The organism is Streptomyces blastmyceticus (genome assembly GCF_039521185.1).
In the GTDB taxonomy this organism is placed as follows: Bacteria; Actinomycetota; Actinomycetes; order Streptomycetales; family Streptomycetaceae; genus Streptomyces; species Streptomyces blastmyceticus.
On sequence record NZ_BAAABW010000002.1, the window covers coordinates 211,600 to 223,985 of the forward strand.

Sequence of the window (12,386 nt, forward strand, 5' to 3'; positions counted from 1 at the left end):
AGCACCATGTTCCGACGGATAGGACGGTTCGCCGTCCACCGCCCCTGGCTGACCATTGCGGGCTGGATCATTGCGGCAGTGGCGCTCGCCATGCTCGCCCCGGGTTTGAAGTCGACAACCGATGAAACGGAATTTCTGCCTTCGCATTACGAGTCCGTTCAGGCCGGGAAACTCCAGGAGAAGGCCTTCCCGCAGACCGAACAGCCCTCCGCGATAGCCGTGTTCCAGCGGAGTGACGGCGGCAAGCTCACCCCGCAGGACCGGGAGGCCGTCGCCCGGATCACCAAGGGCCTGGACGCCAAGCACCACAAGGGCATATCCAAGGTGGTGACCAGCCCCCAGGCCGTCTCCCCCAACGGCGAGATCGCCCTGGCCAATATCATCGCCGTCGACCGCAACCCCCAGGACACCGCCGCCCCCGACGCGGTCAAGGACCTCCGCTCGGATGCGAAGTCCCTGCTCGGCGGGACCCAGTTGAAGATGGGCATCACCGGCCAGGCGGCCACCACGCTGGACACCAAGGAGTCCTCGGGCAACACCGACGCCATGATCATGTCGGCGACGCTCCTGCTGATCGTCGTCCTGCTGCTCGTCATCTTCCGCAGCCCGCTGATCGCCCTGCTGCCCGTACTGATCATCGGCGTCGTCTTCAGCGTCGCCCTCGGCCTCATCGGCATCGTCGCCAACGCCGGCGGACTCAAGGCCGACAACAACATCACTCCCATCCTCATCGTCGTCCTCTTCGGCGTCGGCACCGACTACCTCCTCTTCCTCCTCTTCCGCTACCGCGAGGAACTGCGGGCCGGTGAGCAGCCGAAGAAGGCTCTGGTCAACGCCGTTGCCCGGGTGGGCGAGACGATCGCCTCGGCCGCAGGGGCGGTCATCGTCGCCTTCCTCGCCCTGCTGCTGTCCACCATGGGCATGATGCGCGCGATGGGCCCGTCGCTGGCGATCTCCGTCGCCGTGACCCTGGTCGCCGCGCTCACGCTCGTGCCGGCCGTCTTCTCCCTCCTCGGTACCAAGGCGTTCTGGCCGTCGAAGGCATGGAAGAAGAAGCCGCGCAACCGGATCTCGGACAGCCTCGGCTCGTCCGTCGCCCGCCGCCCGGGTGTCATCGCGGCCGCCTCGGCCGTGGTGCTCGCCGTGCTCGCCATCGGCGCACTCAACTTCAAGGCGGAGTTCGACACCGACAGCCAGCTGCCGCAGAAGCTGGAGTCCGTCCAGGCGATGAAGGACCTCCAGCGGGGCTTCTCCGCCGGTCAGTCCGACCCCGCGATGGTCTACGTCCAGTCCAGGAACGCCGCCCCGCTCGACAAGGGCGCCCTGGACACCTACCGCGCCGCGCTCGCGAAGCTCGACGGGGTCGGCTCCGCCGCGCTCACGGCCACCAGCCCCGACCGGACCGTCGCGCAGTACAGCGTCGTCCTGAAGTACCGCCCCACCGAGGACAAGGCCATCGAGCTGGCCGGCGGCTCGCTCCGCGACGGCGCGCACGCGGCCGCGCCCGCGGGCACCCGGGCCGTCGTCGGCGGCACCTCGGCCGTCCTCTCCGACGTGGAGAAGGCCGTCGACCACGACTACAAGGTCGTCTTCCCGGTCGCCGGCCTCGCCATCATGATCATCCTGGGGCTGCTGCTCCGCAGCCTGGTGGCGCCGGTCTACCTGATGATCTCCGTCGCCCTGGGCTTCGGCGCGACGCTCGGCGCGACCGTCTGGCTCTTCCAGGGCGCGCAGCACAAGAACGGCCTGCTGTTCATGCTGCCGATCATCGTCTATCTCTTCGTCGTCGCCATCGGCACCGACTACAACATCCTCATGGTCGCCCGCCTCCGCGAGGAGGTCCGCCGCGGCGTGCCCGCCCGCGAGGCCATCCACACGGCGGTGTCCCGCTCGGCGCCCACGATCAGCTCCGCGGCGATCATCCTCGCGGGCACCTTCGGCGTCCTGATGCTGGCCGACAACTCCATGCTCCAGCAGATGGGCTTCGCGGTCGCCTTCGGCATCCTGCTGACGGCCTTCATCATGGCCATGCTGCTGGTCCCGACGGTGACCGCGCTGCTCGGCCACAAGGCGTGGTGGCCGGGCCACCAGGACGCACCGCGGGCGGAGCCGCTCGCCGCCGCCCACCCGCTGGACGCCACCGCGCACCGGACGGAGGGCGAGGAGGTACGGCGCTGACCCGTACGCACCCGCAATGACATCGGCCCTCCGTGAGAGATCACGGAGGGCCGATCCACGCGCTGGTGAGCGCTTGCACGAGCCGCCTGTCGGATTCGAACCGACGACCCTCGCTTTACAAGAGCGACGCTCTGGCCAACTGAGCTAAGGCGGCACGACGGACGCGGGACACCGCCCACGAACGCTGCCCCACTCTACACAGCGCCTCCTTCTGCCATCCACAGAGTTGCCACGGGCGGAGGCCGGGCGAGGACGCGGGAAGGTTCCGCCCTCTTCGCTACTGACAACGGCCCCGCCCCCGGGTAGCGTCACCGGCAACCCGTCCAATTGGACTGGACCACTCCTTTTACTCGGATCGTCCGGCACGTTCCTGCCGGTGAAGGGATCTCGAACCATGGCTACGGTCACGTACGACAAGGCGACCCGGATCTACCCGGGGAGCGACAAGCCCGCCGTCGACCAGCTCGACATCGCGATCGAGGACGGCGAGTTCCTCGTCCTCGTCGGGCCCTCCGGCTGCGGCAAGTCCACCTCGCTGCGCATGCTCGCGGGCCTCGAGGACGTCAACGGCGGCGCGATCCGCATCGGCGACCGCGACGTCACCCACCTGCCGCCCAAGGACCGGGACATCGCGATGGTGTTCCAGAACTACGCGCTCTACCCGCACATGACCGTCGCCGACAACATGGGCTTCGCCCTGAAGATCGCGGGCGTCAACAAGACGGAGATCCGGCAGAAAGTCGAGGACGCGGCCAGGATCCTGGACCTCACGGAGTACCTCGGCCGCAAGCCCAAGGCCCTCTCCGGCGGCCAGCGGCAGCGCGTGGCCATGGGGCGCGCGATCGTCCGCGAGCCGCAGGTGTTCCTCATGGACGAGCCGCTCTCCAACCTCGACGCCAAGCTGCGCGTCCAGACCCGCACCCAGATCGCCGGGCTCCAGCGGCGCCTCGGCATCACCACCGTCTACGTCACCCACGACCAGGTCGAGGCCATGACCATGGGCGACCGCGTGGCCGTGCTCAAGGACGGGCTGCTCCAGCAGGTCGACTCGCCGCGCAACATGTACGACCGCCCCGCCAACCTCTTCGTCGCCGGCTTCATCGGCTCCCCCGCCATGAACCTCGTCGAGGTCCCGATCACCGACGGCGGCGTGAAATTCGGCAACAGCGTCGTACCCGTCTCCCGCGAGGCACTGACCGCCGCCGCGGACCGCGGCGACCGCACGGTGACGGTCGGCGTACGGCCCGAGCACTTCGACGTCGTCGAGCAGGGCGGCGAATCCACGACGTCCCTCGGCAAGGACGCCCCCGCCGGGCTCGCGGTCACGGTCAACGTGGTCGAGGAACTCGGCGCCGACGGCTACGTCTACGGCACGGCCGAGGTCGGCGACGAACACAAGGACCTCGTGGTCCGCGTCAACGGCCGCCGCGTACCGGAGAAGGGGGCCCTCCTGCGGGTCGTTCCGCGGGCGGGCGAACTGCACGTGTTCTCGACGTCGTCGGGTGAACGCTTGAGCGACTGACCCGGCGCAGCCGGGTGCGGGCGCCGGACGGGCATTTCAGCCCGTCCGGCGTTTGAGGACAGCGCGCGAAGCGTGCTTCGGGGTCCGGGGCGGAGCCCCGGTTTCGGGAAGGGGCGGGGTGGGGGAACAAGCCCGCCGCAGGCGCAAGCAACCCGCACCGTTCCGCGTTTGCGGCGTACCCCTACAGCCCTCACCTTTTCGAGCGCGTGCGTCAACTCGCGTACCGCGATAAACCTCAATTCCTTCGCTCGACCGGGTGACTAAATGTCGCCATATCATTACCCCTCGCTACCATCTGCCACATGAACCAGGCCGCCCGCCGCATCGGCAGAACTCTCGCCCTCGTCCTCCCCGTCGTGCTCGTGCTCTCCGGGACCCTCGCCGTCACCCGCGTCCCGTGGGCCGCGCCGACCGCCGACTCACAGGTGCTGACCGCCTCGTCCGACACCGCCTCCACCCAGGCCAAGGCGGCCCGCGCGCCGTACGAGGTGCTGCGCGACCAGCTGTTGACCGAGCTCCAGGTGAAGAACCCCGGCGCCGCGCTCACCCACCTCCAGGCCGCGACCAACGGCCGTCCCTCGCTCGCCCGGCACTGCGCCGACCTGGCCCGCGCCCTCGGCCGTGCCGCGGTCGCGAAGTACGGCCCCAAGCAGGCCCAGAAGTTCTCCCGGCCCGTCTGCGACACCTCGTTCGCCTCCGGCGTCGCGCAGGCCCACTGACCGGCGCCCACGGGCCCGGCCGTCGCACGATCCGTATCGCACGATCCGTACGGCCCGCCGTACGGCAGCACCTCGTACGACCGCGCGCACTGCCGCCCGCACCCCCGCCCGGGCCACGGCATATCGTGCGGAGCATGACCGGTACGCACGCGTATTCGTATCCCACCCAAGCCGTCGTCCTGGCCGGAGGCCAAGGATCGCGGCTTCGCCCGTACACCGACGACCGCCCCAAGCCGATGGTCGAGATCCCCGGCACCGGGACCCCGATCATCGGCCATCAGCTGGCCTGGCTCGCCGCCGAGGGCGTCACCGACGCCGTGGTCTCCTGCGGCCATCTGGCGGAAGTCCTCCAGGACTGGCTCGTGTCGGCCGACCTGCCGCTCCGGGTGACCACCGTGGTGGAGCAGGAGCCCCTGGGCCGCGGTGGCGGCCTCAAGTACGCGGCCGGGTCCCTGCCGCACCCCGACCGCCCCTGGTACGCCACCAACGGCGACATCTGGACCCGCTTCTCGCTCCGCGAGATGGCCGCCTTCCACCACGAGCGTGACGCGACGGCCACTTTGGCCCTGGCCCGGCCGCGGATCCCCTGGGGCGCCGTGGAGACCGACGAGTTCGGCCACGTCCTCGACTTCATCGAGTCGCCGCCGTCCCCGTATCTGATCAACGCGGGCGTCTATGTATTCTCCGCGGACTTCGCCGGTCTGCTGCCCGAGCGCGGCGACCACGAGCGCACTACCTTCCCGCGCCTCGCGCGCGAGCGCCGGCTGGCGGGCTACCCGCTGCCGCACGGCGCGTACTGGCGGGCCATCGACACGGCGAAGGACCTGACGGAGGCCGCCAAGGAGCTCGCGGGCTGACCGCCCGCACGGAAGAGCCCCCGCACCCTGGTGGGATGCGGGGGCTCGGCCATGGGCCGGTGGTTCAGCCGAGGAGGCCTCCCAGGGCCCCTCCGGTGCCGCTGGTCGAACCGCCGGAGGAGGAGTTGCCCGACGAGCCCGTGCCGCCGCTTCCGGAGCCGCGGGTGGCCGAGGAGCCCGAGGGGCTGCGCGGGGCCGCGGGAGCGGCGGGCCGCTCGTGCGTCTGCGGCGTGGAGTGGGCGCCCTGGCTCGCGCCCGGGTGCCCGGCGGTGCCCGCCGTGCTCTCGGGGGCCCGCGCGGCGCCGGGGACGGCAGGACCGGTGGCGGACGGGGTGGCGGTCTTCTTGCCCGGGAGGGACGGCTTGGGGGTGCCGGGGGTGGCCGACCCGTGGCCGACCCTGGACGGGGAGCCGGTGCCCGGGGTCTCCGGGAGGTGCGTGCCGGGGAGGTTGTTGACCGGCGGGTCGCTCGGCCCGGGGGTCCGCACGGTCGACGAGGACCGCACGGCGCCGCCCAGCGTCGAGCCGGCGATCAGGGACAGGCCGATGACGACGGTGGCCATGACCGTGCCCCGGCGCAGCACGCGGCGGCGCAGCTCCCACAGCTCGGCGCGGGGGCCGAGCCGCCGCCACGCCTCTCCGGCGAGGCGGCCGTCGACGGAGTAGAAGGGCGCCCCGGCGATCACGAGGGGGCTCCACGCGGCGAGGTAGACGATGTCGGGCGCGTTGTAGACGGGCACGGTGCGCCAGCTGACCGTCATCAGCAGGACCGCGGACAGCAGGACGCCGATGCAGGCGGCGAGCCGCTGCCAGAGGCCGAAGATGGTCAGCACGCCGACGACGACCTGGAGGAAGGCGACGGTGAGCCCGGAGCCGACGGGGTGGGCGAGGGCGAGGGAGCGCAGCGGCGCCGCGGCGGGCCAGGGGTGCAGCGCGGTCAGCCAGGTGACCATGGAGCCCCGGCGCCCGCCGTCGAAGTAGACGGGGTCGCAGAGCTTGCCCATGCCCGCGTAGATGGAGATGAGGCCGAGGAAGATCCGCAACGGCAGGAGCACGACGCCGAGGTTCATCCGGCGGCCGGGGTAATAGGCGTGACGGACGGAGTCGTTGCCGCCGCGGTCGCGCTTCGGCCCGGAGTCCTCGCCGTCCTCGTCGTCGAACTGCTGGTAGTGGTACTGATCTTCGTCGTACGCACTGTCCGTGGGGCGTACCCCGCGCAGCAGTTGGGTCCGGGGGCCGACCGGTTCGACGAGCTCGCCGGGGGCGGTGTGCTCGCTGGAGCCGCGGGGGCCGACGACGGTCGGCGGGGGGCCGTCGACGCGGATCCGGGGCAGCACCTGGGTGGAGCCCGCGTCGCCGCCGGTCGCGGTCTCCACGGGCCCGGCCGCGGAGTCCCTTACCGCTTGCAGGAGTTCGGTGGGCGCCGCGTCGCCGGGCCGGGTCCGGCCGCTCCACACCACCGGCGCGCGGCGCCTGGCCGCGCTCTTGACGGTGGGCAGCTGTGCCGTGTCGGCGACCCCGGCGAACTGGCGGGCGACGCGCGGCGGCCGGGCGAGCTGCACGCGGAAACTCATATGGTTGACGACGATCTGCGCCGGGTCGGACGGCACTTTCACCGTACTCAGCGCGGGCTGGTCGTCGTACCCGGAAGAGCTTCCCCCCGTGGGTGTGCGGGGTGTTCTGGTGTCCACACTCATCTAACCGAGTGACTTCTGATTAGGACACTGCCTTGACCGGTTCGAACTGTCCGAGACCCGTCAAGGTCATGAGACGCCGAACGCCGGACGGGCTGGTTTAACGGCCCGTCCGGCGTTCGATGTCGATTTGTGACCGCAAGCGGTCACTTGGGATCAGGCCCGGCGGCGCGAGGCCTCGTACAGGACCACGCCGGCCGCGACGCCCGCGTTCAGGGATTCCGCGCCACCCGGCATCGGGATCCGGACGCGGAAGTCGCAGGTCTCGCCGACGAGGCGGGACAGGCCCTTGCCCTCGCTGCCGACGACGATGACGACGGGGCCCTCGAGGGCCTCCAGCTCGTGCAGCTCGACGTCGCCGTCGGCGGCCAGGCCGACGACCACGAGCCCGGCCTTCTGGTACGACTCCAGCAGCCGCGTCATGTTGGTGGCGCGGGCCACCGGCGTACGGGCGGCGGTGCCCGCGGAGGTCTTCCAGGCGCTGGCGGTCATGCCGGCCGCGCGGCGCTCGGGGACGACCACGCCGTGGCCGCCGAAGGCGGAGACGGAGCGGACGACGGCGCCGAGGTTGCGCGGGTCGGTGATGCCGTCGAGGGCGACGATCAGCGGGTCCTCGCCGTCGTCGAACGCGGCGGCGGTGAGGTCGTCCGGGTGGGCGTACTCATAGGGCGGGACCGACAGGACGAGGCCCTGGTGGTTGAGGCCGTTCGTCATCCGGTCGAGCTCGGGACGCGGGGCCTCCATGAGGTTGAGGCCCTTGTCCGTGGCGAGCTGGAGCGCCTCGCGGACGCGCTCGTCGTTGTCCAGGTACTGCTGGACGTAGAGCGTGTTCGCGGGGACGCCCTCGCGCAGCGCCTCGACGACCGAGTTACGGCCGACGACGAGCTCGTTGGTGCCCTTGGGCCCGCCGCGGCGCGGGGCCGGGCGCTTGGACTCGTGCCGGACCTTGGCGCTGGCGAGACGGTTCTTCTTGTGGCCCTTGCGCTCGGAAGCGGGCGGGGTCGGACCCTTGCCCTCCAGGGCACGGCGCCGCTTGCCGCCGCTGCCGACCGTCGCGCCCTTCTTGTTGGACGTGCGGCGGTTCCTGCGCTGGCTGTTGCCGGCCATGGGTGCACCTGTTTCTTCACTGCTCAGAGCCACCGGTGGGGCGGCTCTTGTAAACGTACGTACGAAAAGTGTCTCTCAGGACGGGCCGCGTCGCTTGAGGGCGGAGCCCCTAGGTGAGCGACCAGCGGGGACCGGACGGGGTGTCCTCGATGGCGAGACCGGCCTGCTGGAGCTGGTCGCGGATGGCGTCGGCGGTGGCGTAGTCCTTGCGCCCGCGGGCGGCCTGGCGCTGCTCCAGCACCAGCCTGACCAGGGAGTCGACCACGCCGTGCAGATCGTCACCGCGGCCGGACGCGGCACCGGCCCACTGCGGGTCGAGCGGGTCGAGGCCCAGCACGCCGAGCATGGCGCGGACCTCGGCCAGCCGGGCGACGGCGGATTCCTTGTCGTCGGCGGTCAGCGCGGAGTTGCCCTGGCGCACGGTGGTGTGCACGATCGCGAGGGCCTGGGGGACGCCCAGGTCGTCGTCCATCGCCTCGGCGAAGGCGGGCGGCACCTCGGCGGCGGGCTCGACCGGACCGGCCTTCTCCACGACGCGCTGGATGAAGCCCTCGATGCGCGCGAAGGCGGACTCCGCCTCGCGCAGCGCCTCCTCGCTGTACTCGATCATCGAGCGGTAGTGCGGGGTGCCGAGGTAGTAACGCAGGACGATGGGGCGCCAGTGCTTGACCATCTCGGAGACGAGGACGGAGTTGCCGAGCGACTTCGACATCTTCTCGCCGCTCATGGTCACCCAGGCGTTGTGCACCCAGTAGGCGGCGAAGTCGTCGCCGAAGGCCTTGGCCTGGGCGATCTCGTTCTCGTGGTGCGGGAAGATCAGGTCCAGGCCGCCGCCGTGGATGTCGAAGGCCGCGCCCAGGTACTTGTGCGCCATGGCCGAGCACTCCAGGTGCCAGCCGGGGCGGCCGCGGCCCCACGGGGTCTCCCAGGAGGGCTCACCGGGCTTGGCGGCCTTCCACATCGCGAAGTCACGGGGGTCGCGCTTGCCGGTCTCGCCCTCGCCGGACGGCTGGAGGAGGTTGTCCAGGTCCTGGTTGGAGAGCTGGAGATAGCCGGGGAAGGAGCGCACGTCGAAATAGACGTTGCCCTCCGACTCGTACGCGTGGCCGCGCTCGATCAGGCCGCGCATCATCTCGACCATCTCGGTGACATGGCCGGTGGCGCGCGGTTCGTACGTGGGGGGCAGGCAGCCGAGCACGTCGTAACCGCTGTTGAAGGCGCGCTCGTTCTCATAGCCGATCGACCACCAGGGGCGGCCCTGCTCGGCGGACTTCTTGATGATCTTGTCGTCGATGTCCGTCACGTTGCGGACGAACGTCACGTCGTAGCCGCGGTGGGCGAACCAGCGGCGCATGATGTCGAAGTTGAGACCGGAGCGGATATGTCCGATGTGCGGAGCGGCCTGCACGGTCGCGCCACAGAGGTAGATCGAGACACAGCCCGGAGTGATCGGGATGAAGTCACGGATCTGCCGGGCGCTGGTGTCGTACAGGCGAATGGTCACGCAACCAGGGTAGTGGGCTCCGGGGAGTGCCCCGGGCAAACGGCCGGTTCGTTCGTCGGACGGAACGTTTTGCCCCTTATTTGCTTATTGCGCCAAAACGATAAGTTTGCATGGTAACTTCCGCGGCACGAAGCCAACTTCTCGGTGACGACTTCACGGCGAGGCGCCGCGGATCCCTGGAGGGGTGTTGCACTCCACTCTGCCGGTACAGCAGGAGCACCCGGAACGGCCGGGCCCGCCTGCCGGGCCCCTGGAGACGGCCCGCAGGCCGGGGAGCGGCGGGCGGCGCGGGCGGCTGGCCGCGCTGGACGGGCTGCGGCTGTTCGCCGCGCTGATGGTCGTGGCCTACCACTACGTGGCGTTCGGCAGCGGGGTCTGGGCACGGCCGTCCCCGGCGGTCTTCCCGACGGCCTTCCTGCCCGCGTCCTACGGCTGGCTGGGCGTGCAGCTGTTCTTTCTGATCAGTGGCTTCGTGATCTGCATGAGCTGCTGGGGGAAGAGCGTCGGCGAGTTCGCCGTGTCGCGCGTCACCCGGCTCTTCCCCGCCTACTGGTTCGGTGTGCTCGCTGTCGCGCTCATCACCTATATGTGGCCCGCGGTGGACGAAACCCTCCGTCCGAGGGATGTCGCCGTCAACCTGACGATGCTCCAAGCGCCCCTTGGAGTGGATGCGGTCGACGGCGTCTACTGGACGCTCTGGGTCGAGATGCGCTTCTACCTGCTCTTCGCGCTGATCGCCTGGCGAGGCCTGACCTACCGGCGGGCCGTCGGCTTCTGTGTGGTCTGGGGGTTCGCGGGAGCCGTCGCCGCCGCGGTGCACAACCCCGCGCTCGACCAGATCCTGATGCCTGAGGACTGCTGGTACTTCATCGCCGGCATCGCCTTCCACCTGATGTACCGCTTCCGCCCGAACCTGGCGCTCTGGCTGATCGTGGGCAGCTGCTTCCTGGTCGCGCAGCACGCCCTCCTGGACGCCCAGGCGCGCGCGGAAGGCCACATGGGCCGGCACGTGCCGCACTGGCCGACGACGGCGCTGCTCACGCTGTTCTTCCTCGCGGTGGCGGCGGTGGCGCTCGGCCGGACCCGGCGCCTGGACCTGCGGTGGCTGACCACGGCCGGCGCGCTCACCTATCCGCTCTATCTGATCCACGAGCGCGTCGGCTGGCTGGTCATCCGGCACACCGCCGGCCTGGTGCCGCGCTACGTGCTGCTCCCGGCCCTCGTCCTGGTGATGCTCCAGGCAGCATGGCTGGTACACCGGTACGTGGAACGTCCGCTGTCCGCGGCGCTCGGACGCGGTCTGCGGAAGGCCGCAACAGAGATCAGGGCCGGGTGACCTGCCTTGTACGGATATCCGTGGACCCCCGGGAAGATCGCCTACGGGAGGGGCTTGGAAATACGTGAGAGACAGGAGATAACTGTCACGGCAGCACCATGGCTTCCTGTGTCAGCATGCGTGCGAACGGGGCTGCGTAGGATGAGCCGACTTAGCCAATGGGAGAGGATGACATGCGTTTCGCCAGACGAGGTGAACTCGATGGCGGCAGGTCAGCCGTCCAGCAGCCCGCACCACGGCTGTACGTCCTGGACGGGCTCCGCATCATCGCGGCCCTGATGGTCGTGCTGTTCCACTACGTCGCCCTGCGCGGCGGCTGGGGCAGAGACACCCGCGAGTTCTTCCCCCACCTGAGCCTGATCACCCGGTACGGGTGGACAGGTGTCGAGATCTTCTTCCTGATCAGCGGTTTCGTCATCTGCATGAGCACCTGGGGACGCACCCTGGGCGACTTCGTGGTCTCCCGGGCGTCCCGGATCTACCCGGCCTACTGGGTGGCGGTCTTCCTGACCGCGAGCGTGGTCACGCTGTGGCCGCAGGTGCGCCAGGTGCAGAACTGGGACGCGGTCCTCACCAACCTGACCATGCTCCAGACGGGCGTCGGCGTCTGGGACGTCGACGGCGTCTACTGGACGCTCTTCATCGAGCTGAAGTTCTACGTACTTTTCGCGGTCGTCGTCGCCACCGGCGTCACGTACCGCAAGTGCGTCCTCTTCTGTGGCATCTGGACGGTGGCTGCGGTCACCTCGTCCAGCGTGGACAGCAAGATCCTCGACATGTGGGCGATGCCGCTGTACGCGCCCTACTTCATCGCGGGCATCGCCTTCTACCTGATGTACCGCTACAAGCCCACGGCGCTGCTCTGGGGCATCGTGGCCATGTCGCTGCTGCTCGCCGAGCACCATGTGCCGCGGCGCGTGGCGGACAACTCCAGCCACACGATCCCGACCTGGCCGGCCTCGCTGATCATCTTCGTGGCGTTCGTGCTGATGGCACTGATCGCGCTGGGCAAGCTGAACCGCGTGCAGTGGCGCTGGCTGTCGACGGCGGGCGCGCTCACCTACCCGGTGTACCTGATCCACCAGTACATCGGCATGACCGTCATCTACGCCCTGCGCGACCGCATCCCCGCACACGTGCTCGTGCCGGGCCTGATCGCGGTGATGCTGGGCGCGGCGTGGCTCCTGCACAAGTACGTCGAGCGGCCGCTGGGCAAGCGGCTCCGCAAGGGCCTGCTGAAGGGGATGGACGAGATGCGCCGCAACTCGGCGCCGCCCGCGACCGCGCCTGCGACCGCGCAGACGCGGGAGGGGCTGCCCATGCCGAAGCGGGTTCGTCTTTACGAACCCGCCGAGCCGGATCGTGTGGGTGCGGGCAAGTCGGACGGCGCCTGACCCTCCGTTGCCGCCTGCGGCGGGGGCGCCCTTCGGGCGCGTCCTCAAACGCCGGACGGGCTGGATTTCGCGGACC

The 12,386-nt window shown here is 70.2% G+C and carries 9 protein-coding genes and 1 tRNA gene; 6 read left to right on the top strand and 4 right to left on the bottom strand.

The window, feature by feature from the left end; all coding sequences use genetic code 11:
- Positions 1-6: 6 nt before the first annotated feature.
- Positions 7-2,178, top strand: a complete 2,172-nt coding sequence (locus tag ABD269_RS03075; protein ID WP_344115758.1) for an MMPL family transporter — start codon at positions 7-9, stop codon at positions 2,176-2,178.
- A gap of 80 nt (positions 2,179-2,258) precedes the next feature.
- Here ABD269_RS03075 and ABD269_RS03080 read toward each other — a convergent pair.
- Positions 2,259-2,332 (bottom strand) — tRNA-Thr (locus ABD269_RS03080).
- 240 nt (positions 2,333-2,572) lie between these two features.
- On the opposite strand from ABD269_RS03080, the gene ABD269_RS03085 reads away from it, so the two are divergent.
- The 3 genes from ABD269_RS03085 (at position 2,573) to ABD269_RS03095 (ending at position 5,276) form a co-directional block, all read left to right on the top strand.
- On the top strand, positions 2,573-3,700 hold the full coding sequence (locus ABD269_RS03085) for an ABC transporter ATP-binding protein (protein WP_301893156.1): 1,128 nt from the start codon (positions 2,573-2,575) through the stop codon (positions 3,698-3,700).
- A gap of 302 nt (positions 3,701-4,002) precedes the next feature.
- Complete coding sequence (locus ABD269_RS03090) at positions 4,003-4,419, top strand: hypothetical protein (RefSeq protein ID WP_116213342.1); 417 nt, start codon at positions 4,003-4,005, stop codon at positions 4,417-4,419.
- A 134-nt stretch (positions 4,420-4,553) separates the two neighbouring features.
- Entirely contained in the window at positions 4,554-5,276 is a 723-nt protein-coding gene (locus ABD269_RS03095; RefSeq protein WP_344115763.1) for a nucleotidyltransferase family protein, read from the top strand.
- Between the two features lie 64 nt (positions 5,277-5,340).
- Here ABD269_RS03095 and ABD269_RS03100 read toward each other — a convergent pair whose 3' ends face one another.
- From ABD269_RS03100 to cysS, 3 genes are all read right to left on the bottom strand, one after another.
- Entirely contained in the window at positions 5,341-6,972 is a 1,632-nt protein-coding gene (locus ABD269_RS03100) for a DoxX family protein (protein WP_344115764.1), read from the bottom strand.
- Between the two features lie 153 nt (positions 6,973-7,125).
- On the bottom strand, positions 7,126-8,076 hold the full coding sequence (gene rlmB, locus ABD269_RS03105) for a 23S rRNA (guanosine(2251)-2'-O)-methyltransferase RlmB (RefSeq protein ID WP_301893159.1): 951 nt from the start codon (positions 8,074-8,076) through the stop codon (positions 7,126-7,128).
- Positions 8,077-8,185: 109 nt separating this feature from the next.
- Positions 8,186-9,580, bottom strand: a complete 1,395-nt coding sequence (cysS, locus tag ABD269_RS03110; RefSeq protein ID WP_301893160.1) for a cysteine--tRNA ligase — start codon at positions 9,578-9,580, stop codon at positions 8,186-8,188.
- A gap of 187 nt (positions 9,581-9,767) precedes the next feature.
- On the opposite strand from cysS, the gene ABD269_RS03115 reads away from it, so the two are divergent.
- Together ABD269_RS03115 and ABD269_RS03120 are read left to right on the top strand one after the other, a co-directional pair.
- Entirely contained in the window at positions 9,768-10,916 is a 1,149-nt protein-coding gene (locus tag ABD269_RS03115; protein ID WP_344115767.1) for an acyltransferase family protein, read from the top strand.
- A gap of 173 nt (positions 10,917-11,089) precedes the next feature.
- Positions 11,090-12,310, top strand: coding sequence for an acyltransferase family protein (locus ABD269_RS03120; protein WP_344115769.1), 1,221 nt, complete (start codon positions 11,090-11,092; stop codon positions 12,308-12,310).
- Positions 12,311-12,386 lie beyond the last annotated feature (76 nt).